28 protein-coding genes are annotated in these 25262 nt (G+C 63.8%); 7 read left to right on the top strand and 21 right to left on the bottom strand.

The features are described from left to right. Positions 1–99: 99 nt before the first annotated feature. The 12 genes from ACXAHG_RS19380 to ACXAHG_RS19325 all read right to left on the bottom strand — a co-directional run bounded on the left by ACXAHG_RS19380 (position 100) and on the right by ACXAHG_RS19325 (position 9849). Positions 100–546, bottom strand: a complete 447-nt coding sequence (locus ACXAHG_RS19380) for a molybdenum cofactor biosynthesis protein MoaE (protein ID WP_475059973.1) — start codon at positions 544–546, stop codon at positions 100–102. A 4-nt stretch (positions 547–550) separates the two neighbouring features. Further along, on the bottom strand, positions 551–796 hold the full coding sequence (moaD, locus tag ACXAHG_RS19375) for a molybdopterin converting factor subunit 1 (RefSeq protein ID WP_475059970.1): 246 nt from the start codon (positions 794–796) through the stop codon (positions 551–553). Beyond that, positions 796–1467 carry a CDP-diacylglycerol--glycerol-3-phosphate 3-phosphatidyltransferase gene (gene pgsA / locus ACXAHG_RS19370; protein ID WP_475041421.1) on the bottom strand — a complete coding sequence of 224 codons (672 nt, stop codon included), beginning with the start codon at positions 1465–1467 and terminating at the stop codon, positions 796–798. Before pgsA ends, moaD begins: the two co-directional genes overlap by 1 nt. Positions 1468–1594: 127 nt before the next feature. Then, positions 1595–2206 (bottom strand): DUF922 domain-containing protein, encoded by a 612-nt coding sequence (locus ACXAHG_RS19365; RefSeq protein ID WP_475041419.1) that lies wholly within the window; start codon positions 2204–2206, stop codon positions 1595–1597. A 70-nt stretch (positions 2207–2276) separates the two neighbouring features. Next, entirely contained in the window at positions 2277–4157 is a 1881-nt protein-coding gene (gene uvrC / locus ACXAHG_RS19360) for an excinuclease ABC subunit UvrC (RefSeq protein WP_475059968.1), read from the bottom strand. Between the two features lie 311 nt (positions 4158–4468). Then, on the bottom strand, positions 4469–5245 hold the full coding sequence (locus tag ACXAHG_RS19355; RefSeq protein ID WP_475059966.1) for an SDR family oxidoreductase: 777 nt from the start codon (positions 5243–5245) through the stop codon (positions 4469–4471). Positions 5246–5278: 33 nt separating this feature from the next. Then, positions 5279–6235, bottom strand: coding sequence for a calcium/sodium antiporter (locus ACXAHG_RS19350; protein WP_475059964.1), 957 nt, complete (start codon positions 6233–6235; stop codon positions 5279–5281). Next, a complete protein-coding gene (locus ACXAHG_RS19345) occupies positions 6232–6405 on the bottom strand; it encodes a hypothetical protein (protein ID WP_475041412.1) in 174 nt (57 codons plus the stop codon). The genes ACXAHG_RS19350 and ACXAHG_RS19345 overlap by 4 nt, the downstream gene beginning before the upstream one ends. 1 nt (position 6406) lies before the next feature. Next, complete coding sequence (locus ACXAHG_RS19340) at positions 6407–7204, bottom strand: S49 family peptidase (protein ID WP_475059961.1); 798 nt, start codon at positions 7202–7204, stop codon at positions 6407–6409. Positions 7205–7487: 283 nt separating this feature from the next. Continuing rightward, positions 7488–8249 carry an ABC transporter permease gene (locus ACXAHG_RS19335; protein WP_475059959.1) on the bottom strand — a complete coding sequence of 254 codons (762 nt, stop codon included), beginning with the start codon at positions 8247–8249 and terminating at the stop codon, positions 7488–7490. Beyond that, a complete protein-coding gene (locus ACXAHG_RS19330) occupies positions 8246–9205 on the bottom strand; it encodes an ABC transporter ATP-binding protein (protein ID WP_475041408.1) in 960 nt (319 codons plus the stop codon). Before ACXAHG_RS19330 ends, ACXAHG_RS19335 begins: the two co-directional genes overlap by 4 nt. A 122-nt stretch (positions 9206–9327) precedes the next feature. Continuing rightward, positions 9328–9849, bottom strand: a complete 522-nt coding sequence (locus ACXAHG_RS19325) for a CoxG family protein (protein ID WP_475059956.1) — start codon at positions 9847–9849, stop codon at positions 9328–9330. A 215-nt stretch (positions 9850–10064) separates the two neighbouring features. Here ACXAHG_RS19325 and ACXAHG_RS19320 point away from each other — a divergent pair, with 215 nt between their 5' ends. Beyond that, positions 10065–10739 (top strand): NAD(P)-dependent oxidoreductase, encoded by a 675-nt coding sequence (locus ACXAHG_RS19320; RefSeq protein ID WP_475059954.1) that lies wholly within the window; start codon positions 10065–10067, stop codon positions 10737–10739. Between the two features lie 137 nt (positions 10740–10876). On the opposite strand, the gene ACXAHG_RS19315 is transcribed toward ACXAHG_RS19320, so the two are convergent. Together ACXAHG_RS19315 and pobA are read right to left on the bottom strand one after the other, a co-directional pair. Next, entirely contained in the window at positions 10877–11737 is an 861-nt protein-coding gene (locus ACXAHG_RS19315; protein WP_475059951.1) for a crotonase/enoyl-CoA hydratase family protein, read from the bottom strand. Between the two features lie 92 nt (positions 11738–11829). Continuing rightward, entirely contained in the window at positions 11830–13011 is a 1182-nt protein-coding gene (pobA, locus tag ACXAHG_RS19310; protein ID WP_475059949.1) for a 4-hydroxybenzoate 3-monooxygenase, read from the bottom strand. A gap of 104 nt (positions 13012–13115) precedes the next feature. Here pobA and ACXAHG_RS19305 point away from each other — a divergent pair, with 104 nt between their 5' ends. After that, a complete protein-coding gene (locus ACXAHG_RS19305) occupies positions 13116–13973 on the top strand; it encodes a helix-turn-helix domain-containing protein (RefSeq protein ID WP_475059947.1) in 858 nt (285 codons plus the stop codon). Positions 13974–14020: 47 nt separating this feature from the next. Then, on the top strand, positions 14021–15118 hold the full coding sequence (locus tag ACXAHG_RS19300; protein WP_475059944.1) for a CaiB/BaiF CoA transferase family protein: 1098 nt from the start codon (positions 14021–14023) through the stop codon (positions 15116–15118). A gap of 2 nt (positions 15119–15120) precedes the next feature. On the opposite strand, the gene ACXAHG_RS19295 is transcribed toward ACXAHG_RS19300, so the two are convergent. Then, positions 15121–15288, bottom strand: coding sequence for a hypothetical protein (locus ACXAHG_RS19295; RefSeq protein ID WP_475059942.1), 168 nt, complete (start codon positions 15286–15288; stop codon positions 15121–15123). Positions 15289–15351: 63 nt separating this feature from the next. Next, positions 15352–16386: a uroporphyrinogen decarboxylase gene (gene hemE, locus ACXAHG_RS19290; RefSeq protein WP_475059939.1), complete on the bottom strand. Its 1035-nt coding sequence runs from the start codon at positions 16384–16386 to the stop codon at positions 15352–15354. Between the two features lie 185 nt (positions 16387–16571). On the opposite strand from hemE, the gene hemC reads away from it, so the two are divergent. Continuing rightward, on the top strand, positions 16572–17531 hold the full coding sequence (gene hemC, locus ACXAHG_RS19285; protein WP_475059936.1) for a hydroxymethylbilane synthase: 960 nt from the start codon (positions 16572–16574) through the stop codon (positions 17529–17531). Positions 17532–17657: 126 nt separating this feature from the next. On the opposite strand, the gene ACXAHG_RS19280 is transcribed toward hemC, so the two are convergent. The 5 genes from ACXAHG_RS19280 to clpS all read right to left on the bottom strand — a co-directional run bounded on the left by ACXAHG_RS19280 (position 17658) and on the right by clpS (position 21795). Beyond that, positions 17658–18473, bottom strand: a complete 816-nt coding sequence (locus tag ACXAHG_RS19280) for a glycoside hydrolase family 25 protein (RefSeq protein WP_475041393.1) — start codon at positions 18471–18473, stop codon at positions 17658–17660. A gap of 182 nt (positions 18474–18655) precedes the next feature. Next, positions 18656–19549: an oxygen-dependent coproporphyrinogen oxidase gene (hemF, locus tag ACXAHG_RS19275; RefSeq protein WP_475041391.1), complete on the bottom strand. Its 894-nt coding sequence runs from the start codon at positions 19547–19549 to the stop codon at positions 18656–18658. A gap of 15 nt (positions 19550–19564) precedes the next feature. Further along, complete coding sequence (locus tag ACXAHG_RS19270) at positions 19565–20368, bottom strand: SDR family NAD(P)-dependent oxidoreductase (RefSeq protein ID WP_475041390.1); 804 nt, start codon at positions 20366–20368, stop codon at positions 19565–19567. An 82-nt stretch (positions 20369–20450) separates the two neighbouring features. Beyond that, complete coding sequence (locus tag ACXAHG_RS19265) at positions 20451–21440, bottom strand: class I SAM-dependent methyltransferase (protein WP_475059934.1); 990 nt, start codon at positions 21438–21440, stop codon at positions 20451–20453. Positions 21441–21453: 13 nt separating this feature from the next. Next, positions 21454–21795, bottom strand: a complete 342-nt coding sequence (clpS, locus tag ACXAHG_RS19260; RefSeq protein ID WP_475041387.1) for an ATP-dependent Clp protease adapter ClpS — start codon at positions 21793–21795, stop codon at positions 21454–21456. 88 nt (positions 21796–21883) lie between these two features. On the opposite strand from clpS, the gene ACXAHG_RS19255 reads away from it, so the two are divergent. The 3 genes from ACXAHG_RS19255 (at position 21884) to ACXAHG_RS19245 (ending at position 25108) form a co-directional block, all read left to right on the top strand. Beyond that, entirely contained in the window at positions 21884–22597 is a 714-nt protein-coding gene (locus tag ACXAHG_RS19255) for an HAD family hydrolase (RefSeq protein WP_475059931.1), read from the top strand. Between the two features lie 318 nt (positions 22598–22915). Then, entirely contained in the window at positions 22916–23242 is a 327-nt protein-coding gene (locus ACXAHG_RS19250; RefSeq protein ID WP_475059930.1) for a hypothetical protein, read from the top strand. Positions 23243–23500: 258 nt separating this feature from the next. Next, positions 23501–25108: a D-alanyl-D-alanine carboxypeptidase family protein gene (locus ACXAHG_RS19245; protein WP_475059927.1), complete on the top strand. Its 1608-nt coding sequence runs from the start codon at positions 23501–23503 to the stop codon at positions 25106–25108. The last annotated feature ends 154 nt before the right edge of the window (positions 25109–25262 follow it).

The raw sequence follows: 25262 nt of genomic DNA, 5'->3' as shown, positions 1-25262 counted from the left end.
CAAAGCGCGGCGCCCGGCCCAACAGGCGGAATTCATCTTTGATGATTGAACGCTTGGCGGGAGCCCCCTGCTCCCCTCCTGACATGGCCTGCCCTGTCTTCACCAGCGCTTGAGGGCGTCCTCGTCGGCGTCTTTGGCAGCCACCCAACCCGCGGTGCCGCCGGCCAGGATTTCCTTCTTCCAGAACGGCGCCCGGGATTTCAGGTAATCCATCAGGTATTCCGCTGCCTCAAAGGCATCCTTGCGGTGGCGCGCCGCGGTGGCAACCATCATGATGCGCTCCCCCGGCGCCAGGCGGCCATGGCGGTGGATCACCAGCGCATCTGCCAGCGACCACCGCATCATGGCCTCCTCGGCAATCGCGGTCAGCGCCTTTTCGGTCATGCCCGGATAATGCTCGATCTCCATCGCCTGAAGCCCGCCCTGATCCGCATCACGCACCACGCCGGTGAACGTCACCACAGCGCCCGCGTTTTCGACACCCATGGCAAAGGCATCGCTTTCGGCACCCAGCTCAAACGGGGCTTCCTGCACGGAAATCCGCATGGCCTCAGCCCCCTGTCATCGGCGGGAAAAAGGCAACCTCGCGCACGCCCTCCAGCGGTGCATCAAAGTCCGACAGATCCTGGTCCAGCGCCACCCTGAGGGCTGAGAGGTCAGCAAAAGCAGCGGCATAACGCTCTTCACGCCCCCGCAGTTCTTCGACCAGGTCCGCCACCGTGACTGCTGTGGTCTCCACCCGCTCACGCGGCAGGCCGATGCGCTCGCGCACCCAGGCGAAATACAGGACATCCATCAGTGTGCCTCCTTCAGATGCGGCATCGCCTTGCGCAGATAGTCGATCCCGGTGATGGCCGTGAGGCCTGCGGCAATCCACAACAGCCACAGCCCGATGCGGCCAGTCCAGACCATGCCATCGAATTTCCAGCGCAGCCCCATTTCATCCGAGACTTGCCCCGTCATGATCTGATCGATCAGCACCTGGTCCATGCCAAAAGAAGACATCACCAGATAGTGCTCAAAGATGCCCTGGGAAAACAGCGTGGCGATAGCAATCATCTGGGCCGTGGTTTTCCATTTGGCCAGCTTGGTGACCTTCAGCGTTCCGGCAGTGTCGCCGAGGTATTCACGCAGGCCGGAAACAAACACCTCACGGAACAGGATCACCGTGGCGGGCAGCACCAGCCAGGGGGTCCAATGTTCGGCTGAATAGCCCACCAGGATCATCAGCGCGATCACCACCATCGCCTTGTCGGCAATCGGATCCAGCATCGCGCCCATCTTGGTTTCCTGCTTCCAGGCCCGCGCCAGATAGCCGTCGAACCAGTCCGTCACCGCTGCGGTCACAAACAGCAGCAAGGCAAACCAGTCCGCATAGGGGCGGCTGAAATACAGGAACATCACGGCCAGGCCAGGCGCCGCGACCAGCCGCAGCAGGGTGAGAATATTGGGCAGAGTCCACTTCATGCGGCGCACATTATCCGGCTGTTTCGAAAGTGGAAAGCGGGCTTAATCAAAATTCGGCGATGGCTGGCGCGGACGCGCAGCGCCCCCTTGCGGAATTTTGGGCGAATGCACGCGCGGCGTGTTTTCCTCATCCAACGGACGTATCCAGCAGTGCCCCCTTCTTTTCGCCGTGGTGGCTGGAATGGTCAAACTTCCGGTGCACCTCGTTCAGCCGGTCCCGGTCAACAAAAATGTGGTTGTTGATCTCCCGCATCAGGTCTTCCTTGGCCATCTTCAGCGCGCCCGCTTCAGTGTCCGCCAGCCCTTTGCCTTTCAGCTTGTTCAGTTCCTTGGCGATCTTGTCGCATTCCTTCTTGGCCTTGTCCAAGTGCAGCGCCTCATGTGCCAGACAGCAGGCATAGAAGCGGTACCATTCGATCAACGCCCGCGGCGACAGCCCGCTGACAGAGCGTTTCGGACATTTAACCGTCGTGTGCAGGACCAGTTTCAGTGCCGACACTTTAGCCGTCACTTCGAACCAGCCGGTTTTCTTGTCGATCTTTGCCTTGCCATCCGCCACGTATTTCCCCTTGGCGGTCAGGCATTCTAGCTCCGTGGTGGTCAGAAAGGCCACCTTCTTGTTGTCGTTCGGGTCTTTCGGCCCGCTTTTCTTGATGCTTTTGGCAATATCGGGCAGCGTTTTGCCGGACACCGAATAGGTGTCATAGACAACAGTTTTCACGGTCAGGGAGACAGGCATAATTCCTCCAGGCAGTTAAGGGCTGCCCTTCAGACTTAGCACGATTGCCACTCAGCCCAAATTCGGACGGCTACCCCTGCGCGTGGAAGTGGTCGTAGATCCGTTCGGCCAACGCCTCGGAAATTCCATCCACGGCCTTGAGGTCAGCCAGATTGGCGCGGCTGACAGCCTTGGCACTGCCGAAATGCGCCAGCAGCGCGCGTTTGCGCGAGGCGCCGACACCGGGCACCTCGTCCAGCGGCGTCGCGCTCAGCGCCTTGGCCCGTTTGGCGCGGTGGGTGCCGATGGCGAACCTGTGCGCCTCATCCCGCATCCGCTGGATGAAATAAAGCACCGGGTCATTGCGCTGCAGCGCAAAGACCGGCGTTCCCGGGCGGTAGAACTCTTCCTTGCCGTGGTCTCGGTCCACGCCCTTGGCGACGCCCACCATGGGGATGTCCTGCACCCCGTGCGCCTCCATGATCTCTGCCACCGCCGACACTTGCCCGGCACCGCCGTCGATCAGCAACAGATCCGGCCACAGGCCTTTTTCCCGGCCTGGGTCCTCTTTCAGCAAACGCGAGAAGCGGCGGTTCAGCACCTCTTTCATCATGCCGAAGTCATCGCCTGGCACCAGATCATCACCCTTGATGTTGAACTTGCGGTAGGCGTTTTTCATGAAGCCGTCCGGCCCCATCACGATCATGCCGCCCACCGCATTGGTGCCCTGGATATGCGAGTTGTCGTAAACCTCGATCCGCTGCGGCGCGCCGTCCAGCCCAAAGGCTTCGGCCAGCCCGCGCAAAAGCTTGGCCTGAGTCGCGCTTTCGGCCATGCGGCGGGCCAGGCTCTCGCGGGCGTTGCGCACCGCAAAGGCCACCAGTTCCGTCTTTTCGCCGCGCTGGGGCACCAGCAGTTCCACCTTGCGCTCGGCCTTCTCGCTCAACGCCTGTTCCATCAGGTCTGCATTCTCAATCGCGTCCGACAGGATCAGCAGCCGCGGCGGCACTTTGTTGCCGTAGAACTGGCCCAGGAAGGCCTCCATGATCTCTGCCGGGCTGTTGTCGGCATCCACCCGCGGGTAGAAATCCTGGTTGCCCCAGTTCTGGTTGGCACGGATGAAGAACACCTGCACGCAAGCCTGGCCGCCGTCCATGTGCAGGCCGATCACATCCGCCTCAGCCACGCCGCGCGGATTGATGCCCTGAGAAGACTGCACCTGGGTCAGCGCCTTGATCCGGTCGCGAAGGGCGGCGGCACGCTCGAACTCCATCGCCTCAGACGCGGCCATCATCTGCTCCGCCAGTTCCTCCTGAATCTTGGTGGAGCGGCCCGACAAAAAGCGTTCGGCATCGCGCACACTGGCGGCGTAGTCCTCCTCGCTGATCAGCCCGGTGCAGGGCGCGGTGCAGCGTTTGATCTGGTACTGCAGGCAGGGGCGCGTGCGGGTCTCGAACATCGAATCCGAGCAGTTGCGCAGCAAGAAGGCCTTTTGCAGCTGATTGAGCGTCCGGTTCACCGCACCGGCACTGGCGAACGGGCCGAAATAGCTGCCTTTCTGCTTGCGGGCGCCGCGGTGTTTCTTGATCTGAGGAAAATCGTGGTCCTTGGCGACCAGGATATTCGGGAAGCTTTTGTCATCGCGTAGCAGCACATTGTACTTGGGCTTCAGCTGCTTAATCAGGTTCTGTTCCAGCAGCAGCGCCTCAGTCTCGGTCCGCGTGGTCAGGAACATCATCGAGGCGGTGAGCGCGATCATCCGTTCGATCCGCGGGCTGTTGCCCGGTCGGGTGTAATTCGACACCCGCGCCTTCAGATTGCGCGCCTTGCCGACATAAAGAACCCGGCTGTCCGCATCCAGCATCCGGTAAACACCCGGCGAGCTGTCGAGCGTTTTCACATAGTCCTGGATCACCGCGTAACCGGTACGGGCGGGCGAATCCTGAGGGGTGTCGGCGGGCTGATCGTTCATGCGCCCAGACATATGATTCCCCGCCGCCGGCTGCAATGTTTGCCTGTCCGGATCAAGAGCGGGGAAATCCACGCAAACTGTGGATAACTACGAAGATATCTTTGGGCTATCCCGCCTTTTCCCTTATTTCAGAGCAGTTTTGGACGAATGCCTAATTTTTAGGCAGATTGATAAAGTGTTGTTTTCAGTGAAAACTTTTCCGATACCCTGTCAAGGTTTTGAAATTAAAGGCACTTTTGTAACGCTTCCGTGACGGCATGTGAACCGGTGCAAAACTTGCACGGAAAGGGACGGTTTTCTCCCGGCTTGCGTCACTCCAGCCCGTCACTGTCAGGGGTTTGCCAGGCCAGATGCTGCCCCCCGTCCACACAGATCATCTGGCCGGTCACCGCCTTGGCCCGCAGCAGGTAACTCAGCGCTGCGGTCACGTCTTCAGGATCCGCCCCCCGCTGCAAGATCGTGGCTTTGCGCTGACGGCTAAATTGCGCAGCGCTTTGCCGCGGCCCCTGCAGGGTTGGCCCCGGCCCGATGGCATTGACCCGGATCTGCGGCGCCAGCGCTTGGGCTGCGGTCTGCGTCAATGTCCACAGCGCCGATTTCGCCAGCGTGTAACTCATGAAATCCGGCGTCAGCTTACGCACCCGCTGGTCGATCATGTTGACTGCCAGGCCCCAGGCCCGCGGCTCGCCGCCCGCATCCAGCGCCAGCGGTACCTGCTGCGCAGCCATGGCCTGCAACAGCACGAAAGGCGCCCGCAGGTTGCTGTTCATATGCTTGTCCCAGCTGCTGCGGGTAGCACTGTCCAGCGTGTCATGCTCGAACACAGATGCATTGTTGACCAGGCAGGTGACCGGCCCGCCCAGCACCTCTGCTGCACTCGGCAGCAGCTGACGGGCCTGGTCCTCATCCAATAAATCCGCCTGCTGCACGGCTGCCTGACGCCCCAGCGCCCGGATCTCCTGCGCCGTTTCCTCGGCCGCCAGGGCCGAGGAGGCATAATGCACGGCAACGTCATACCCCTGCGCGGCCAGCTCCAGGGCCATAACCCGGCCCAGCCGCCTGCCCGCGCCCGTCACCAATGCCCGCATCCGTGCCTCCCTGCCGCTGTTGCAGTGAAAGAGTTAGAACAGGACAAACATATAGGCCAGATAGAGCGTGGTGAGAATAACGCCCCAGATGCGGGTGATGTCCTGCTTGAAGAAGACAAAGGGGATCAGCAAGAGCGAGGCTGCCAGCATCACCCAGAGGTCGAACTCCAGGAATTCCGGGTCCACGCTGATCGGGCCGACAAAAGTGGCAAGGCCGATGATGGCCAGCAGGTTGAACATGTTGGAGCCGATCACATTGCCCAGCGCCACATCCGCCTGGCGGCGCAGCGCCGCCATCACGGTGGTGGCCAGTTCCGGCAGCGAGGTGCCGACCGCCACCAGAGTCAGGCCAATCACGGTTTCGCTGATGCCATAGGTGCGGGCAATGATAGTGGCGTTGTCCACCAGCAAGTCTGCGCCCAACGGCAGGCCGATGAGGCCCAGCAGCAGGTAAGTGCAGACCCGCCAGTAAGGCATGTCGGGATCAGCTTCCTCGATCTCCTCCAGATCGTCCTCGCAGGCGCAGTCCTTGCCGTTGCGGCGGTGGATACGCGCCTCGTGAAAGGCAATCCCAAGCACCACAGCCAATGCGGCCAGCAGGATCAGCCCCGACCAGATGGTGAAGGTGCCGCAAAACGCCAGGCCGATGAACAGCACCGAGGCACCAAGCATGAAGATATAATTCTTGCGGGTGCTGCACTCACTGGTGTGAAGCGCACGCATCATCGCAGGGATACCCAGCACCAGCAGGATGTTGGCCGTGTTGGAGCCGACCACATTGCCCAGCGCGATACCGTCCGCGCCCTCATGCACGGCGCTGATGGCGATCAGCAGCTCCGGCGCCGAGGTGCCAAAGGCCACGATGGTCAGGCTGACGATCAGCGCAGGCACCCCCAGCCGCAGGCTGAGGTTCACCGCGCCGCGCACCAGTGCGTCGCCCGCCAGCAGCAGGATCACCAGCCCCAGAGCCGAATACAGCCATGGCATCATTTGCCACGATCTCCTTTTTTACAGGCGCAGGGCCCCTTGCCGATCCTGAACCGGCCGCAAGACGGGCAGCGCCTGGAATTGATTTTCTTCTGGCCGGGAAACCGCAGCTTGCCGAACATCGCAAGCACAGCCATTACCGCCAGAAAGATTGCAACGATCTTGAACAGCACGTCAGAGACCGAAACGCGCGTATTCGGCACGCTCCTCGATCCCGGCCAGCGCATCCTGCGCCACCTGCATGCCGAAGCGGCTCAGCAGCGGCTTCTTGAGTCCATAGCGGCGGAAACGGACCTTTTCGCCGTACAGTTCCTGCATCTTGGGCTTCAGATGGCCGATGCCGTCAATCAGTCCCAGCTCTTCTGCCCTGCGCGCCAGCCAGATTTCGCCGGTGAACAGGCTCTCTTCGCTGTGCAGTTTGGAGCCGCGGCGCTCGGTAACATGGTCGATGAAATTGGCGTGGATGTCGTTCAGGATCACCTTCAGGCGCTTCACGTCCTCGGGGTTTTCAGGGCGGAACGGGTCCAGCATGGATTTGCTCTCACCCGCGGTATAAACCCGCCGCTCTACTCCTTGGCGGGCCAGCAGCACATGGGCGCCGAACCCGGCTGAGATCACCCCGACAGAGCCCAGCACAGAGCTGGCATCGGCCCAGATCTCATCCGCTGCCGCGGCCAGCCAATAGCCGCCCGAGGCCGCAACATCCTCGACAAAGGCATAGACCGGGATCTCCAGCTCTTCCGCCAGCCGCCGGATACGGGCGCCGATCAGCGAGCTTTGCACCGGCGAGCCGCCAGGCGAGTTGATCTCCAGCGCCACCGCAGCGGGCTTGCCCTTGCGGAAGGCGCGCTCCAGCACCGGGGCCAGTGCGGTGTCGCTTAGCGAGCCGCGGCCGGGCATTCCGATGGCGCCGTTGAGGCGCACCACCGCCACCAGCGGCTGTCTTTTCAGGAAAGGCAGGCGAAATCTCATGGCGCCGATGTAGAGGGCCGCCCGCGGTGAAACAAGGTGCGCGGCTTGGGGAATTGGCGCGAAAGGTAAAAACCGCACAGCCGCGGGCATAAATGCAACGCTGAATTTCCGCTGCCGCATAGCCGGAGCGCTCCCGCCCGTCAGGGCAGCAGCGTGCCGCTGCAACCTTCCCGTTGGGCCAAGCGCCGCACGGCTGCGCGGCGCCGCGCACGACGCCGGCCAAAGGCGCCCTCAGGGCGCCCGGAGCAGACGGGAGCCCCGCCCTGCTGCCCTGCGTGCCGGTTCAGGCCCGGATGCGCCAGCCGGTCTTGAAGATCCACCAGATCACACCCATGCAGGCCAGGGTAAAGCCGCCAATGGCGCAAAGGCTCAGCAGCACCGGCACATCCGCCTGGCCAAAGAACGCCCAGCGGAATCCAGACACCAGATAGACCACCGGATTGAACAGGGTGATCGTCTGCCAGACCGGCGGCAGCATCGAAATTGAGTAGAAAGACCCGCCCAGAAACACCAGCGGTGTCACCACTAAGAGCGGCACCAGCTGCAGCTGTTCAAAATTCCCGGCCCAGATGCCGATGATGAAGCCCATCAGCGAAAAACTGAGGCAGGTCAGCACCAGGAAGGCGACCATCGCCAGCGGGTGCTGGACTGAGATATCCACAAACAGCGAGGCCGTGCAGAGGATCACGGTGCCGATAAACAGCGACTTGGTGGCGGCCGCGCCGACAAAGCCTGCAACCACTTCCAGGAAATTGATCGGCGCCGAGAGGATTTCATAGATATTGCCGATGAATTTCGGGAAGTAGATCCCGAAAGACGCATTGGAAATGCTCTGGGTGATCACAGACAGCATCACCAGCCCCGGCACGATAAAGGCGCCGTATTCGACCCCGTCGACCTCCTGGATCCGGCTGCCGATGGCGCTGCCGAACACCACGAAATAGAGCGAGGTGGACAACACCGGCGAGATGAAGCTCTGCAGGAAAGTGCGCCAGAACCGCGCCATTTCCGCCTTGTAGATGGTGGCAACTGCGGTCCAGTTCATGCGGCACCCCCTGCGGCTGCGTCCTGCGATGCCGGCTCGCCCGACACCAAGCCGACAAAGATGTCCTCCAGGCTGGATTCCCGTGTCTGAACATCCGCCAGCACCAGCCCGGCCTGTGCCACATCGTTCAGCAGTGTGGTTATGCCCGTGCGTTCAGCCCGCGTATCATAGGTGTACAGCAAGGCATCGCCGCCATTGACGATTTGCAGATTATGCTGCGCCAGCGCTGCCGGAATGGCGGCCACTGGCTCGCTCAGCTGCACCTCCAGCTGTTTCTGCCCCATCCGGGCCATCAGCTGCTCCTTCTGCTCGACCAGCAGCAGCTCGCCGCCGGTGATTACCCCCACGCGGTCGGCAATTGCCTCCGCCTCTTCGATGTAATGGGTGGTCAGGATAATGGTGACGCCGCTGGCCTTCAGCTCATCGACGATCTGCCACATATCCTTGCGCAGTTCCACATCCACGCCAGCCGTCGGCTCATCCAGGAACAGGATGCGCGGATCGTGCGCCAGCGCCTTGGCAATCAGCACCCGCCGCTTCATGCCGCCGGACAGCTCCATGATCTTGGCATCCTGCTTTTCCCACAGCGACAGCTTGCGCAGAACCGCCTCGATCCTCGCCGGATCGGCCGGCTTGCCGAACAGCCCGCGCGAAAAGCTGACTGTGTCATGCACTTTGGCAAACGGCTCCAGTGTGATTTCCTGCGGCACCAGGCCGATCAGCGCGCGCGCCTGGCGGAACTGGCTGACATTGTCGAAGCCGCCAACTCTGACACTGCCGGAGGTGGCCGTGGTGATCCCGCAAACCGTTGAAATCAGGGTCGTCTTACCGGCACCATTGGGGCCAAGCAGGGCCAGGATCTCGCCCTCTTCAATATCAAGCGAGACGCCTTTCAGCGCCTCGAACCCGCCGTCGTAAATTTTGCGCAGGTCGCGGATGGACAGGATGGCCGCCATGGTGCCTCCGGGGTGGTCTCAGATCCCGGCCACCCTAGCGGCGGCGTGCCGCATCTGCCAGCCCTGCGCCGCAAATTGGGCTGCAGAGCGGCCTGTGCGCCAGTGCAGGGGCAAAGCCGCGGTCAGCCGCGGCCGGTCACCTTGCTGAACCAGCCCTTTTTCGCGCCGTCCTCTTCCGCCGCCTCGCCGTCCTGGCTTTCCGGCTCCGGCGCCAGATGGGACTGCAGATTGGCAAAGAACTGATCCGCCATCTTCTTGGCAAATCCATCAATAATACGGCTGCCCAGCTGCGCCAGCTTCCCGCCGACCTTGGCTTCCACCTCATATGACAGCAGTGTGCCGGTGTCCGATGGTGCCAGCGTAACCACCGCCCCGCCTTTGGCAAAACCGGCCGCACCGCCCTTGCCCTCGCCGGAAATGGTGAGCTTCTCGTTCTCAGCCATATCCGACAAGGTAACTTGCCCCTTGAAGGTGGCTTTGACCGGGCCGACTTTCTGAGTGACCGTGGCCTCAAAACCGTCTTCCGGCGTGCCGGTCACTTCCTGGGCGCCGGGCACACAGGCCTGCAGCACAGCAGGCGTCAGCAGCGCCGCATAAACAGTCGCGGGATCGGCGGCGATTTCCTTCTGGTCACTCATCTGCATGGGCATCCCTCCCTGGTGCTGCGTTCCGGTTGCCCCCAGACCTAACCGTCCTGCCACCGCCTGCCAAGCTGCAAAGGGCGCCAGGCCAGGCCCTGCATCGCACACGCGCGCCGCGCAAGGCCGCAATTGCCGCAGCGTCAAGGTAAACAGATTTATCTTGATGTCGAGATTTATCTCAACTATCTCGATGTCGAGATTTCAAAAGGAGCACCCCAATGAAGATCATTATTTTCGGCGCCACCGGCGATGTGGGCCGCGCAGCCGTCAAGGCAGCAACTCACCGCGGACATCCGGTCACAGCGGTGTCCCGCGCCCCTGCTGCGCTTGCAGGGATCAGCCCTCTGGTCACCCCCTTGCCCCTGGACCTGCTGGCGGATCCAGAGGCCGCGGCCAGCGCGGCAGAAGGCCACGATCTGGCGATCAGCGCGCTGCGCCCGCCGGCCGGGCGGGAACCGGACCTGATCCCGCTGACCCGCGCCGCTGTGCAAGCCGCCCGGCACGCAAACATTCCAGTCCTGGTCACAGGCGGTGCAGCGCTGCTGAAACTGGCGGATGGCAGCGGCCACACGGTGCTCAGCGCACCCGGCTTCCTGCCGGAAAGCTCCCGTTTGATTGCCGAGGCCTGCGCCAAGCAGGACGCTTTGCTGGAGCAGGAGCCCGCGGCAGAATGGACCTGCCTGCGCCCGCCTGCGCTGCTGACAGAAGGGCCGCAAACCGGCCAGTACATCTTTGGCACCGACACGCTGCTGACCAATGCAGAGGGGGTTTCGCAAATCTCCTTTGCGGACTTCGGCGCCGCCCTGCTGGATCTGGCGGAAAACCCGCGCAGCCGCCGTCAGCGGCTTACAGTTGCCTGGGGCACTCCCGCCCCCGCCCTGGCGGCCGGCTGACGCCAGGCCTGGGCCGGCGCTGGGTCAGGCAGCGCGCCTTGCGCGCTGCAGCGCCGCGCCGCAGCGCGGCGCACGGCCCAAGGCTGTGCCTGGCATCTGCGATGCCTGGCAAAGGCGCGGGAGCCCCCCGGCTCAGCTCAGCGGTTGCGCCGGGGCAGCGCCTCGTTGGCTGTCCAGTCAAAGGTGCCCTCGTCCCGCTCCTTCACCGCCTGTTTCCACCCGGCGTCCTCCGCCCTGGCCTTGAAATTCAGCCCTTCCGGCGAGTGCCGGGTGATCCCGTCAAAGATCGTGGCCAGCCGCTGGGTCTGCATCAGCCCGGTCTGCTCGATCGCCTGATTGATCACCAGCTTCTGCATCGCCAGCTGATTGACCGGCACCGTCGCCATCCGCGCGGCCATTTCCTCAACGGCATCATCCAGCTGGTCCGCCGGCACGGCCTTCAGCACCAGCCCCATCTCCGCCGCTTCCCTGCCGCTGATCCTGTCGCCGGTGAACAGCATCCGCTTGGCCCGCTCCGCGCCCAGCCGGTAGACCCACATCGCGGTGGTCGGACAGCCCCAAACCCGGGCCGGCATATAGCCGATCTCCGCATCCTCAGCCATGAACGTCAGGTCCGCACAGAGCGCAATATCCGACCCGCCTGCCACCGCGAACCCGTGCACCTTGCAGATCACAGGCTTGGCCGCCCGCCACAAGGACATGAAGGCCTGGGTGTTCTCCCACATAAAGCGGTAGTCCTTGATGGGGTCCCAAGGCATCGGCTGGGTGACGTCTCCGCTGCCGTTGCCTTCGGCGTAATAGGTCAAATCATAGCCTGCGCAAAACCCCTTGCCCGCGCCGGACAACACCATCACATGAACTTGCGGGTCTGCATCCGCCTGCGCCACCGCCGCCGCCAGCTCCTGCGGCATCCCGTCGTTGATGGCATTCATCACCTCGGGCCGGTTCAGCGTGATCCGCGCGATCCGCCCGTCTTTTTCGTAAAGCACTGCTGGCATAGGCGCCCTCCTCTGCTGCGCAAAGGAGACCACAGCCCGGGCCATCCGCATAGACCAGCCGACGCAGCGTCAGCCGTTCAGGCTGCCTCCCATCAATAAGGCAACCCGACGTAATTCTCCGCCAGCGAAACCTGGGCCGCCTCCGATGAAAACAGGTAATCCAGTTCTGCCCTTTGCAGTCTCAGGTCTGTCTCCGACCCTTCCGGCGCCCGGTGCAGCAGGTTGGTCATCCACCAGCTGAAGCGTTCCGCCTTCCAGACCCGCGCCAGCGCCTTTTCCGAATAGCTGTCAAGCCCGGAGCTGTCCCCTTTCAGGTAGTGATCCAGGAACCCGTGATAGAGGTAATGGATATCCGAGGCCGCCAGGTTCAATCCCTTGGCCCCGGTGGGCGGCACGATATGGGCCGCGTCGCCTGCCAGGAACAGATTGCCGTAGCGCATCGGCTCGGCCACAAAGCTGCGCAAGGGCGCGATGGATTTCTCAATCGACGGCCCGGTCTGCAAACCCTCCGCCACATCCTCCGGCAAACGCCGCTTCAGCTCTTGCCAGAAGGCCGCGTCGCTCCAATCCTCCACCCGGTCGGTCAGCGGCACCTGAATATAATAACGGCTCAGCACCCGGCTGCGCAGCGAGCACAGGGCAAAACCGCGCTCGTGCCGGGCATAAATCAGCTCCTCCGCCACCGGTGGCGTTTCCGACAGGACCCCCAGCCAGCCGAAGGGATAAACCTTCTCGTATTCCTTCAGCACATCTGCCGGGATCGACTTGCGGCTGACACCGTGGAACCCGTCAGCACCAACGATGAAGTCGCAGTCAGCCCGCTGCGCCTCCCCGTCCTGCTCCCAGGTGACATGAGGGCGGGCATCAGTCAGCGCATGGGGCTGCACGTTCTGCGCCTCATGGATCACTATCCCGCCCAAGGCATCCCGTGCCTCATACAGATCGCGAGTCACTTCGGTTTGGCCATAAACCATAACCGTCTCACCGCCGGTATGCTCTGCCAGATCTATCCGGTCCAAGCGCCCTTGATGGGCGATAAGGAACCCTGCGTGAATCTCGCCCTCGCGGTCCATGCGCTTGCCGCAGCCTGCCTCGTGCATCAGGTTGACAAAACCATGCTCCAGCACCCCCGCACGGATCCGGCCCAGCACATGCGCCCGCGTATGCTTCTCCAGTACAATCGAGCTGATTCCCTGGCGGTGCAAAAGCTGCGACAGCAGCAGCCCCGAAGGTCCGCCGCCTATGATGACGACTTGTGTGTGATGGGTGGACATGCGCGTTTTCCGTGACCAATGAACTCTGCGTGCGGCGGGAATTATGCACCGCCAACCGCTCTTTGCGAATGGACCAAGCGCGCCATTTATTGTACATTTCACACATGATCAGCCGCCCCCGCATCAACAACTACAACCTGTTCGGCGAAACCGCAGAACTGGCAGATGTGCTGCATATTGAGACTATCCGCACCCGGTCAGAGCTGCATGACTGGGAATTAAGACCCCATCGCCATGCCCGGCTGCATCAGCTGCTGGTCCTTACTGGCGGCGGAGGATGTGCGGAAATTGACGGTTTCAACCATCCGCTGGCCCCGCCCTGCCTGATCAATGTGCCGCGCAGCGTGGTGCATGGGTTCCGCTTTGACAGCGGCACCAGCGGCTGGGTGATTACCCTGGCATCCGATCTTCTGGACCAGAACCTGATGCCGGGCGAAGGCGTGCGGGCGGTGCTGGATCAGCCGGCCGTCCTGCAACTGCCTGCAGGGCTTCAGCCGCTGGCGGCGCAGCTGTCCGCTGAGTACGGCCGCCGGGACTTTGGCCGGGCGCAACTGCTGCGCGGCCTGGCGCTCTCCGTCACCGCCATTGCTGCGCGCGCCATTGCCGGGCAGGACACCGCGTCCCAATCCGGAGCCAGCCCGCTGTTCACCCGTTTCGAGGCGCTGGTGGAGCGCGATTTCCGCCTGCGCCGGCCGCTGGCGGACTACGCCTCTGAGCTGGCGGTCTCTGCCACCCACCTGAACCGGATCGCGCATCAGGCCACCGGCCAGCCGGCCTCGGCGCTGATCAGCGCCCGTGTCCTGCGGGAGGCGCGGCGGCTGCTGATTTACACCAATCTGAGTGCCGCCCAGATCGGTTATGAATTGGGTTTCAACGACCCGGCCCATTTCAGCCGGATGTTTGCAAAGGGCACAGGAATGCCGCCACGGAAATTCCGCCAGCAGCTTGCCCAAAGCGCCTGAGCCGCCGCAGACTGGCCCCTGCTGGACAGCGACAAGGGAGGCACCAAATGCTGCAAGGGATCCGCATTCTGGAGGTCGAGGGCCTGGGCCCCGGCCCCTTTGCCGCGATGACACTGGCCGACCTCGGGGCAGAGGTGATCTGCGTGCACCGCCCGTACACCCCCCGTACACCGGGCCGTACGCCAGGAATGCCCGAAAGCTCGCTGCTGGACCGTGGCAAGCGGTCGATCACACTGGACCTCAAGGACCCCGGCGATGCGGAAACCTTCCTGAAACTTGCCAAAAACGCACATGGGCTGATCGAGGGCTTCCGCCCCGGCGTGATGGAGCGGCTGGGGCTGGGGCCGGAGGCCTGCCATGCGGCGAACCCGGCCCTGGTCTATGGCCGGATGACCGGCTGGGGCCAGGACAGCCCGCTGGCCCATGTGGCAGGGCATGACCTCAATTACATCTCATTGTCGGGTGCGCTGTGGTATGCCTCCGCCCCCGGCGACGTGCCGCTGACGCCCGCGACGCTGACCGGCGATATCGGCGGCGGCGCGATGTATCTGGTGGCGGGAATGCTGGCCGGTATCCTGAAGGCGGGAACCACCGGCAAGGGCTGCGTGGTCGATGCCGCGATCTATGACGGCTCGGCCCATATGATGAACCTCTTGATGAGCATCCGCCAGGCCGGGAACTTTGGCGTCACACGTGGAGCAAACCTGCTGGACGGTCCGCATTGGAGCCGCACCTATGCCTGTGCCGGCGGCGGCTATGTCTCGGTGCAATGCCTGGAGCCGAAGTTCTATGCCCTGTTTCTGGAGAAACTGGGACTGGCAGCGGACGCGGAGTTCCAGCAGCAGTTCGACAAAACCAAGTGGCCTGCCCTGACCGGCCGGCTTGCCGGGATTTTTGCCAGCCAGCCGCGCGACCATTGGGCGGCGCTGTTTGAAGGGTCAGACGCCTGCGTGGCACCGGTGCTGAACCCGGAGGAGGCGCTGGCGCATCCGATGAATACCCGCGGCACCTGGGTTGAAGAGCAAGGCGTGCTGCAAGCCGCCCCTGCCCCGCGGTTTTCCGGTGAGCCTGAATGGACACCGCCGGAGATCCCCCGTCGCGGCCAGCACAGCGAGGAAATCCTGGCAGAGCTGGACCAGGCGTAGGCTCAGTCTTCTGTCTTGGCCTTTTCAGCGGCGGCTTTCATCCGCTTCAGCAGCTCGGTCTTGTCCGACTGCTTGCCAAAAGGGTTTTTCTTTGTGCCCTTGGCGTTGTGTTCCGCGTGGCGCGGCTTGTTGCTGCCCATGCGGGCGCCGCCCATTCTGCTGTAGTCCATGATCAGGCCTCTGGATGTATCCGAAGATGCGGCTATTGCCGCATCTTCGAGGATAACACAAGATCAGCAGCTGCGGACCGTGTCGATCATCCGCTGCACATTGTCCGGGTCGGCGTCAGGCGTAATGCCGTGGCCCAGGTTGAAGATGTGCGGGCCGTTCCGGAAGGCCTCAACAATGCGGCGGGTGTCATCCACCAGATCCTGCCCGCCAGTGACCATGTGGCGGGAGGCGAGGTTGCCCTGCACGCAACCGTCCACCTGGATATTGGCGGCCGCCCAGGCCGGGTCGACCGAGTTGTCCAGCGCCACGCAGTCCACACCGGTGGCCTTGGCAAAGCCCACGTATTTCTCACCTGCCTCGCGCGGGAAGCCGATGACGGGGATGCCCGGGTGGCGTTCCTTCAATGCGGCGGTTATCTGGCGGCAGGGCTCCAGCGCGTATTTCTGGAAGGCTTCGCCCTTCAGCGAGCCGGCCCAGCTGTCGAAAATCTTGACCGCTTCGGCGCCGGCCTCGATCTGTTTCGACAGGTAGTCAATGGTTGCCTCGGTGATCCGCGCCAGAAGTGCTTCGAACAGGGCAGTGTTTTCCTCCCGCAGGGCGTGGGCCGGCCCCTGATCCGGGGTGCCGCGGCCTGCAATCATATAGGTGGCCACGGTCCAGGGCGCGCCGGCAAAGCCGATGAGCGCGGTCTCGGATGGAAGTTCCCGCGACAGGATGCGCACGGTCTCGTAGATCGGGTTCAGCGTCTCATGGATGTCGCTTGCCGGGCCAAGTTTGGCAAAATCGGCATCCGAAGTGATGGTCGACAGCCGCGGGCCTTCGCCGGTCACGAACCACAGATCGGCGCCCAGCGCCTGCGGGATCAGCAGGATGTCGGCAAACAGGATTGCCGCATCGAACCCGTAGCGGCGGATCGGCTGCAGGGTGACCTCGGCGGCCAGCTCGGAATTGTAGCACAGCGACAGGAAATCCCCGGCCTGGGCGCGGGTGGCGCGGTATTCCGGCAGGTAGCGGCCCGCCTGGCGCATCATCCAGATCGGCGGCACATCCTGTTTTTCACCTGCCAATGCGCGCAGCAGCTTCTTTTGTCCAGCCATGGGTATCCTCTTTGTCGCTCGGCTCCTGAGGTCAGGCCTGCGGGGGCGAATGTCAAGAGCAGGGGCGATGTGCCGCGCCTTGCGCACAGGCGCCTTGTTCTATGTCAAAGCCCGGGCGCGGCCCCTGTGGGAGATGCGCAAAAACCGGTTTCCTCCGGGATGCAAACTGATTTATGGCTTTCAGCATGACACTGACCCTGCCCTCCCCCGCTTCGCCCCTGAAAATCGGCACCCGCGGATCGCCGCTGGCGCTGGCCCAGGCCTATGAGACCCGCGCGCGCCTGGCCGCTGCCTTTGATCTGCCGCATGAGGCGTTCGAGGTGGTGGTGATCAAGACCACCGGCGACAATCAGGCGCTGATCGCGGCGGACAAGCCGCTGAAGGAGCTGGGCGGCAAGGGGCTGTTCACCAAGGAAATCGAAGAGGACCTGTTGTCAGGCGCCATCGACATCGCGGTGCATTCGATGAAGGACATGCCGGTGCTGCAGCCTGAGGGGCTGCTGCTGGATACTTATCTGCCGCGCGAGGATGTGCGCGATGCGTTTATCTCGCCGTCGCTGGCCTCGCTGCATGATCTGGCCGAGGGCGCGGTGGTCGGCACCTCGTCGCTGCGCCGCCGGGCTCAGCTTCTGAACCGCCGCCCCGATCTGAACGTGGTCGAATTCCGCGGCAATGTGCAGACCCGCCTGCGCAAGCTCTCAGAGGGTGTGGCGGAATGCACCTTCCTGGCGATGGCGGGGCTCAACCGGCTGGCGATGGCGGATGTGCCTGCCAATGCGATTGAGACCAGCGACATGCTGCCCGCAGTGGCCCAGGGCGCCATCGGCATCGAGCGCCGCGCCGATGACAGCCGCGCAGGCGACATGCTGGCGGCGATCCATGACCATGAGACGGGCCAGCGCCTGACCGCCGAGCGCGCCTTCCTGGCCGCACTTGACGGCTCCTGCGAAACGCCGATTGCCGGTCTGGCGGAACTGGATGGCGCGACCCTGCGCCTGCGCGGCGAGGTGCTGCGGCCGGATGGGTCCGAGGCGATCAATGACGATCAGACTTGCCCGGTGGAGGACGGCGCGGAGCTGGGCCGGGAGATGGCGGCAAAGCTGCTGGAAAAAGCCGGCCAGGGGTTCTTTGACTGGAAGGCCTGAAGCGAGGCTCTGCCTCGCGCTCCGGGATATTTGGAGCCAGAAGAATACGGACCCTCCCTTCTTCTGGCTGACAATATCCTGGGGGTGAGCGCCCAAGGCGCGAGGGGGCAAAGCCCCCTGCCGGCGCTAGATTTGCCCCGACCACCTGAGCCAGCTTTCCGGGCTGCCGCGGAAGGTGTTGAGATCCACATCTCCTGCCACCCCCGCAACCTGGCCGGTGCCGCTGTACTGCCAGAAGCTCCAAGCCTTGCCCGGGTAGACTTCGCGCGGATGGCCCGCGACGGAGCGCAGCCAGAACTCGGTGCCGCTGAGCCGGCCGATGCCGGTGTCGCGGTAGAAGTCTACCGTCGTGTAGACCACCGGGCGCTTGCCGTAATGGCGTTCCAGGATGTTCAGGAACTTGCGCGCCTCGGCCCGCACCGTGGCGCCATCGGGCCGCAGCCTGCAGGTGCGGGAGCGGTGGTTCCACTCCATGTCCAGAACCGGCGGCAGCGCGTTTGCATCCTTGGGCACGTTGCGGATAAACCAGCGCGCCTGCTCCGCTGCGGGACGGCAGAAATAGTAATAGTGATAGGCGCCGCGTTTCAGCCCGGCCGCCCGCGCGCCGCGCCAGTTTTCGCGGAACTTGGCGTCAGTGTGGTCGCCGCCCTCGGTTGCCTTGATGTAGGCAAAGGAGACGCCGGAGCGGCGCACCTGGCGCCAGTCGATATCACCCTGGTAGCGCGACACGTCGATCCCGTGCACAGGATACGACCAGGGCTTGCGCCCCTCCCAGTCATGCGGGTCGCTGTCGCCGAACCGGGGATAGGTGGACAGCCCGGCCAGCCGCGCATTTGCAGGCTCCGTGCGGGTGACCTCCGGCGCGCTGGCGGCCCTGTCCGGCGGGCGGCCGCACCCCGCCGCCAGTGCCAGCGCCAATACCCCCAGAACCAGATTGCGCATGTGAAATGCCCCCTGCCTTGCTTTGTGTGATTGCTGCTCTTTTCTTGCCTGTTCCCTTTTACCTTAGCGCAGCCGGGCGCGATGTCGCGGACTGCGGCAGAAAATCAGCATAAATCCGCCGCAAGACAAAAACGCGCCGCTTGGGGGCGGCGCGCTTGCACAGGTTCAATTGCGGAGCCGGGTCAGACCCATTTGGCCAGCGGCGGCAGGCTCATCAGCACCGCGTTGGCGTCGTGGCCGGTCTCCAGCCCGAACTTGGTGCCGCGGTCATAGACCAGATTGTATTCGGCATAGAGGCCGCGGTGAATGAGCTGCGCGTCCTTGTCTGCCTCGGAATAATCCTGCACCCGGCGTTTTTCGACCAGCGGCACAAAGGCCGGCAGGAAGGCGCGGCCGATGTCCTGGGTCAGGGCGAAGTCCGCCGCCCAATCACCGCTGTTCTGGTCGTCCATAAAGATGCCGCCAACACCACGGGCGCGCCCCCGGTGGGGGATGTAGAAATACTCATCCGCCCATTCTTTCAGCCGCGGATACTGTTCTGCCCCATGCGGGTCCAGATACTGCTTCTGGGTGGCGTGGAAATGCGCGGTGTCGTCTGCGTATTCGATGCAAGGGTTCAGGTCCGAGCCGCCGCCGAACCACCAGGCATGCGGGGTCCAGAACATGCGGGTGTTCATGTGGACAGCGGGCACATGCGGGTTGCGCATATGGGCGACCAGCGAAATGCCCGAGGCCCAGAACCGCGGATCGTCCTTCATCCCCGGGATGCCCTTGCGCGCGGCCATGGCATTCTGGGCGCGCTCGCCCAGGGTTCCGTAGACCTCTGAGATGTTGACGCCGACCTTTTCAAACACCCGTCCGCCGCGCATCACGCTCATCAGCCCGCCGCCCGCATCCGAGCCGTCATCCGAGGTGCGTTTGGTCTCTGTCACCTCGAACCGGCCCGGCGCCATCTCTGCAAAGGGGCCGTCGCTGTGGCTCATCTCCAGCCCCTCAAAGGCGGCCACGATCTGGCCGCGCAAGTCCCGGAACCAGGCTGCAGCCTGCGCCTTTTCGGCTTTCATCTCAGCAGTCATGTGAAGTCTTTCCAATCAGTGCATCGGTGCGGACACCGGGTCCAGCAGGGTGCGGCCGCCGTCCAGGGTCAGCACCTGGCCGGTCATGAAGCCGGAGGCATCCGAAGCCAGATACTGCGCGGTTTCGGTCAGCTCAGTCGGCGAAGCAACCCGTCCCAGCGGGGTATGCGCCTCGATATCCTGGCGGAAGCTGCGGTTGTCCTTGAGCGTGTCCCGCATCGAGGCGCTCATCACGGAGCCAAAGGCAATGGAGTTCACACGGATCCGGTGCGGCGCCAGCGCAACCGCCAGCGAACGTGTCGCCTGATCCAGCGCCGCAGAGGCCACGGAGTAGGCCATCAGTTCCGGATGGGTGCGGCGCGCGGCAATCGACGACAGGTTGATGATGCTGCCATTGGGGCCGTCGCCTTCGCGCGCCTCGCCCTGCTTGATCATCCGCCGGGCTACTTGCTGGGACAGGCGCACCGCCGGCAGCAGGCTTTGGTTCAGCAGCTGATCCAGGGTTTCATCCTGGGGATCGAGCGCATCGGTCGCCACCACCTGGCGGGCGCCGTTGACCAGGATGTCAATGTCATCGAAAGCGTCAATGGTGGCCGACAGCAGGTTGGCGATGGTCAGCCGCTCGCGCAGGTCGCCGGCGAAGTAGCGGATGTTGCTTTCGTCCGCCTGCTCGCCCAGCTCTGCCACCAGCTGCGCCTCTTGCATGTCGGCGAACATCACATTGGCGCCGGCGTCGGCGAACTGCTTGCCGATGGCCAGGCCGATGCCGCTGGCAGCACCGGTCACAATCGCGGTCTTGCCGGAGATGGAAAAGGACATATGGGCACTCCCTGAGGCAGTTTGGCCCGCACGTTAGACCGCGCCGGCCGGTTTGGAAACCGGCATCGCGTCCGGCGCGCGGTTACTTGCGCCCGCGTTTGGGCTTGGCGGCGTGCAGGATCTTGAAGCGGTTGTCGCCGCTTTCCTCGCGCACCTGGGCAAAGCGTTCACCCAGCGCGGTTTCATAGGGCAGATGCCGGTTGGCCACCAGCCACAGGCTGCCGTTCGCGGCCAGCATTGCTGCTGCGGCGGCGATGAAGGCCTGGCCCAGCGACGGTTCCGCGGCGCGGCCGGTGTGGAACGGCGGGTTCATCACCACCGTGTTCACCGGGCCCGGCGCTTTCCAGCTGCGGGCATCGGCCCAGTGGAACTGCGTCCGCGGGTCGGCGGCATTGAGGCGGGCGCAGGCCAGCGCGGCGTGATCCGCCTCCACCAGATGCAGGTCTTCAACGCCCTCGCGCTTTAGCACCTGCGCCGAGAGATAGCCCCAGCCCGCACCCAGATCCGCCACGCAGCGGCCCAGTTTCTGCGGCAGTGCCGCCGCCAGCATCCGGGACGCCGGGTCGATGCCATCCGCCGAGAACACGCCCGGGGCGGTGATGAAGCCTTCAACCTGCTGCGGCCCTTCCGGCTGCCAATCCGGCAAACCGGTGCCGCCCGCGATCCAGAACACCTTGCCATGCGCCTTGGAGACCGGCGCGGAGGGTTCGCAGCGCTTGCGCAGGTCCTTCAGAACCGAATCAATGCCCTCGGTCTTGGCGCCGTCGATCAGCACCTGGCCCTGCGTGCAGGCAGCCGCCTGCGCCACCAGCATCCGCGCCAGCGCCTTGGCCCGCGGCAGAAAGACAACAGCGGCAGCGTATTCCGCCCCTGCTTCCAGCGCGGGCACGCAGGCGTAGCCCTGGGCCTCGAAATGATCATGGTCGGGGCGGAACGGCTGGATCACCAGAACCTGTTCCCTGGGCAGCACTGACAGGTCATGCCCGGCGCGGGGATGGAATACGGCGATACGGCCCTCAGCCGGAACGGCAAAGCCGCCCGATTGGGCGGCCAGTGACAAGCGGACGGACATCTAAGGGCCTCTTTTACTCTTCTTTTTCCATGGTGCACTGCAGCGGGTGCTGGTGGCGGCGGGCGAAATCCATCACCTGGCCGACCTTGGTCTCGGCAATCTCATGGCTGAACACGCCGACCACGGCAACGCCCTTTTTATGCACCGTCAGCATGATCTCAAACGCCTGCGCGTGGGTCATGCCAAAGAACCTCTCCAGCACCATCACGACAAATTCCATCGGCGTGTAGTCGTCATTCAGCAGCAGGACCTTGTAGCGCGGCGGGCGCTTGGTCTTGGGCTTTGTCTTGGTCAGGACGCCGGCGTCTGTATCATCGTCTGAATGATCCGACATCATTACGGGCTGCAGCAGCATGGGCAATTTGATCCAGTGACACGTGGAATTAACTGTGACGCTTATATAGCCTCTATAGGGTTTAGGAAAAGAGACTGAGACGCGCAGATTGACACGAAATTTGACAACAATCGGCTTTGATGCCGACGATACCCTTTGGCACAACGAACGGTTCTTCCGCGTCACGCAGGACAGATTCGCCGAATTGCTGATGGATCACACCCCCGATGAGGTCGGACCGGAACAGCTGGACCGCCTGCTGCTGGATGCGGAAAGGCGCAATCTGGGGCGGTATGGCTACGGGGTGAAAGGGTTTACCCTGTCAATGATCGAAACCGCAATCGAGGTCACGCAAGAGCGCGTGCCCGCCGCCGTGATCAAGGAACTGATCACCGCAGGCCAGATGATGCTCTCCTACCCGATCGAACTGCTGCCCCATGCGCGCGAGGCGGTGGAGGCGGTGGCCGGGCGCTACACCGTGGTGCTGATCACCAAGGGCGATTTGCTGGATCAGGAGCGCAAGCTGGCGCAGTCGGGGCTGGGTGATCTGTTTGACGGGGTTGAGGTGGTGTCGGAGAAGACACCGGAGGTCTATCTGGACATTTTCGCCCGCCACGGCGACGGGGCGGAGCGTGCGATGATGGTGGGCAATTCCATGCGCTCCGACGTGGTGCCAGTGATCGAGGCCGGCGGCTGGGGCACCTATGTGCCGCATGGGCTGGTCTGGGAGGTGGAGCACGCCGAAGCCCCGGAGCACAGCCCGCGCTACACCGAAATTGCAGATCTGAGCGGCCTGGCAGCGCTGGTGGAGCGCCTGGGCTGACCTGCAGCAAGCCGGAGGCCTGGCGGCACTTCAGGCGGCGCTTGATCCGCCCCGGGGCAAAAGCCGCCGCATAGGCGGCGCAGATCGAATTCCGGCGCGGAAACCGGAGCCCGTGCGGGGAATCTGAAGGCTGCAGCCGGAAACGGGCCTGAAATCCCCGCAGGATTTCAAGACGGAATTCGCGCCCGAATTCCGTATCCCCCGGATGCGGCCCCTTTGCCCCAATGGCGGGTGCTGCCCGCATCGCTGGTCTTGCACGCTTTTCATTCACCCCTTGATGGCCTAACTCCGTCCCAACAGCCAAGGGAGCCCCGGGACATGCCGCACGCCGAACTGAAATACTCCAGCGATCTGGATGTGGATGCCGAAACCATCCTCGCTGAAATCGAGGCCACCATCCTTGAGCACGACAGCGGCGCCGGCGCCTGCAAAGGGCGGGCCTATGCCGCGGACCGGTTCCGCCACACCCATATTGCCATCAATGTCGCGCTGCTCACCAAACCGCACCGGGATGAGGCCTTTTCCAGGGCGCTGCTGGCAGATCTCGAATCCCGCATCAAGGCGCGCCTGCCGCAGCCCTGTGAATTCTCGCTCGGGCTCAGCTACTCCTCCCCTTTCTACGTGACGAATTTCCACCCGGGCTGATATCTGCTGCCCCCTGCCCCTGCCCGGCGTCCGAAATCACCGCTCTTCCGGGCAGGCGGTGCAACTTTTTTTGATAACCTTTCGTTAGGACTTGCCGCATTTAGCGGCAAGTTGCACAGCACACACAAGATGCCGGCACCGCGCTGCGCAACCGCGCCACAGCCCCCATTCGCGCCTGTTTATTCCTCATAAACCCTGTGTTACGCTTTTGCGAACAGGCAAAAACGCCAGCCGGAAAACCGGCGGCATGAGGCAAACATGGCAGTGATCACGCAGGTCAATCCGGCGTCTGGCCGGTATTCCCGTACCCGGTTCCTATGGGCAGCCGCGGTTCTTTTTGTTGCAGCGCTGATGATGGTGCTCCAGCCGCAGCGGGCTGCCGCAGCCCCCTATGCGGCGATGGTGATCGACGCGCGCACCGGCGAAGTGCTGCATTCGCGCAATGCCGACACCCGGCTGCACCCGGCCTCGCTGACCAAGATGATGACGCTCTACATCGCGTTTGAGGCGGTGCGGAACGGTGAAATCACCCTCGACACCAAAGTCAAGATCTCCCGCAATGCCGCGGCTGAGCCGCCCTCGAAGCTGGGGCTGCGCTCCGGCCAGCGGATTGCCTTCCGCTATCTGATCCGCGCTGCGGCGGTGAAATCCGCCAATGATGCGGCCACCGCAATCGGCGAGACGCTGTCCGGCTCCGAGGCGGCCTTTGCCCGCCGTATGAACCGCACCGCCAAGGCACTGGGGATGAGCCGCACCACCTTCAAGAACGCCCATGGCCTCACAGCCAGCGGGCATCTGTCCACCGCCAGCGACATGACCACGCTGGGGCGGCATCTGCTGTATGATTACCCGGAATACTACAACCTGTTCTCGCGCCGCTCGACCCATGCAGGCATCCGCGAAGTCCCCAACACCAACCGCCGCCTGCTGGCCAATTACCGCGGTGCCGACGGCATCAAGACCGGATACACCCGCGCGGCGGGCTTCAACCTGGTGGCATCGGCCAAACGCGGCAGCGAGCGGATCATCGCAACTGTGTTCGGCGGCAAGTCCACCACCTCGCGCAATGCCAAGGTGGCAGAACTGCTGGACCTTGGCTTCCGGCGGGCGCCCTCGCGGGCTGCTTTGCGCAAACCGCAGCGCCCCGCCTATCAGGGCGCAGGCAATGTGGTGGTCGCCGATGCCGGTGACAGCGCGTCTCATGGGGTTGCAGGCAAAACCATCCGGGTCAGCGGCCAGGTGAACACCAGCCTGCGCCCCAAGACCCGGCCCGGCAGCAGCGAATCACCGGTTCTGGTGGCCGCCCTTGAGGAAGCCCTGCAGACGCCGCCCGCCGAACCTGGCGAGGACGCCTCCGAAACCGCCGGGCAGATCGAGAACGTACAGCCCGTCAGCGCCGGCGGCGGCGTGCAGGGCGATGCCCTGCGCGATAGCATCGCCCAGGCCCTGGCGGAGGCAGAGGCTGAGCCGGAAGCCGCCCCGCAAGAGGCAACAGCCGCGGTCATCGCCGCGGTGCAGAGGGTGCCCTATACCGGCCTGCGCCCTGCGGCCCGCCCGGCCAGCCTAGCGCGGGCAGAGGCCGCGCAGGAGCCGGAGCCGGTGGTGGTCACCCGCCTGTCCACCTCCGGCGGCCGCTATTGGGGCGTCAATGTCGGGCTTTACACCAGCCGCTACCAGGCGGAGAAAGTCCTGCTGCGCACCGCGCTGTCTGAGCTGGAAACACTGGACGGCTCCCTGCGCAAGGTCGCCAAGACACGGCGCGGGTTTGAGGCGAATTTCCTTGGCATGAGCCAGGAGCAGGCGGAACTGGCCTGCCGCCGCCTGAACGCCCGCAACGTGGCCTGCAAGCCGATCGGCCCGTCCTGAGCGGCACAGCGTCAGACCCGCAGCAAAGAGGCGCCCCTGCGGCGCCTTTTTTCATGCCGGGCGTCCGCCCGGGCAAGCTCTCCCGCCCGTCGTCAGGCTTTTCTGACGAAAACCCCTCCTCCCGTTGGGCGCGGCACCGCGCGTGGCGCGGTGC

The organism is Leisingera sp. ABD4_442 (assembly GCF_056160905.1).
The sequence above is the reverse complement of the archived record's forward strand: the minus strand, read 5'-3'. Positions and strand labels throughout refer to the sequence as shown.

Bases quoted from the DNA above. Each gene is read 5' to 3' on its own strand.
- ACXAHG_RS19380 (WP_475059973.1), bottom strand. From the start codon at position 546: ATGCGGATTTCCGTGCAGGAAGCCCCGTTTGAGCTGGGTGCCGAAAGC.
- moaD (WP_475059970.1), bottom strand. From the start codon at position 796: ATGGATGTCCTGTATTTCGCCTGGGTGCGCGAGCGCATCGGCCTGCCG.
- pgsA (WP_475041421.1), bottom strand. From the start codon at position 1,467: ATGAAGTGGACTCTGCCCAATATTCTCACCCTGCTGCGGCTGGTCGCG.
- ACXAHG_RS19365 (WP_475041419.1), bottom strand. From the start codon at position 2,206: ATGCCTGTCTCCCTGACCGTGAAAACTGTTGTCTATGACACCTATTCG.
- uvrC (WP_475059968.1), bottom strand. From the start codon at position 4,157: ATGAACGATCAGCCCGCCGACACCCCTCAGGATTCGCCCGCCCGTACC.
- ACXAHG_RS19355 (WP_475059966.1), bottom strand. From the start codon at position 5,245: ATGCGGGCATTGGTGACGGGCGCGGGCAGGCGGCTGGGCCGGGTTATG.
- ACXAHG_RS19350 (WP_475059964.1), bottom strand. From the start codon at position 6,235: ATGATGCCATGGCTGTATTCGGCTCTGGGGCTGGTGATCCTGCTGCTG.
- ACXAHG_RS19340 (WP_475059961.1), bottom strand. From the start codon at position 7,204: ATGAGATTTCGCCTGCCTTTCCTGAAAAGACAGCCGCTGGTGGCGGTG.
- ACXAHG_RS19335 (WP_475059959.1), bottom strand. From the start codon at position 8,249: ATGAACTGGACCGCAGTTGCCACCATCTACAAGGCGGAAATGGCGCGG.
- ACXAHG_RS19330 (WP_475041408.1), bottom strand. From the start codon at position 9,205: ATGGCGGCCATCCTGTCCATCCGCGACCTGCGCAAAATTTACGACGGC.
- ACXAHG_RS19325 (WP_475059956.1), bottom strand. From the start codon at position 9,849: ATGCAGATGAGTGACCAGAAGGAAATCGCCGCCGATCCCGCGACTGTT.
- ACXAHG_RS19320 (WP_475059954.1), top strand. From the start codon at position 10,065: ATGAAGATCATTATTTTCGGCGCCACCGGCGATGTGGGCCGCGCAGCC.
- ACXAHG_RS19315 (WP_475059951.1), bottom strand. From the start codon at position 11,737: ATGCCAGCAGTGCTTTACGAAAAAGACGGGCGGATCGCGCGGATCACG.
- pobA (WP_475059949.1), bottom strand. From the start codon at position 13,011: ATGTCCACCCATCACACACAAGTCGTCATCATAGGCGGCGGACCTTCG.
- ACXAHG_RS19305 (WP_475059947.1), top strand. From the start codon at position 13,116: ATGATCAGCCGCCCCCGCATCAACAACTACAACCTGTTCGGCGAAACC.
- ACXAHG_RS19300 (WP_475059944.1), top strand. From the start codon at position 14,021: ATGCTGCAAGGGATCCGCATTCTGGAGGTCGAGGGCCTGGGCCCCGGC.
- ACXAHG_RS19295 (WP_475059942.1), bottom strand. From the start codon at position 15,288: ATGGACTACAGCAGAATGGGCGGCGCCCGCATGGGCAGCAACAAGCCG.
- hemE (WP_475059939.1), bottom strand. From the start codon at position 16,386: ATGGCTGGACAAAAGAAGCTGCTGCGCGCATTGGCAGGTGAAAAACAG.
- hemC (WP_475059936.1), top strand. From the start codon at position 16,572: ATGACACTGACCCTGCCCTCCCCCGCTTCGCCCCTGAAAATCGGCACC.
- ACXAHG_RS19280 (WP_475041393.1), bottom strand. From the start codon at position 18,473: ATGCGCAATCTGGTTCTGGGGGTATTGGCGCTGGCACTGGCGGCGGGG.
- hemF (WP_475041391.1), bottom strand. From the start codon at position 19,549: ATGACTGCTGAGATGAAAGCCGAAAAGGCGCAGGCTGCAGCCTGGTTC.
- ACXAHG_RS19270 (WP_475041390.1), bottom strand. From the start codon at position 20,368: ATGTCCTTTTCCATCTCCGGCAAGACCGCGATTGTGACCGGTGCTGCC.
- ACXAHG_RS19265 (WP_475059934.1), bottom strand. From the start codon at position 21,440: ATGTCCGTCCGCTTGTCACTGGCCGCCCAATCGGGCGGCTTTGCCGTT.
- clpS (WP_475041387.1), bottom strand. From the start codon at position 21,795: ATGCTGCTGCAGCCCGTAATGATGTCGGATCATTCAGACGATGATACA.
- ACXAHG_RS19250 (WP_475059930.1), top strand. From the start codon at position 22,916: ATGCCGCACGCCGAACTGAAATACTCCAGCGATCTGGATGTGGATGCC.
- ACXAHG_RS19245 (WP_475059927.1), top strand. From the start codon at position 23,501: ATGGCAGTGATCACGCAGGTCAATCCGGCGTCTGGCCGGTATTCCCGT.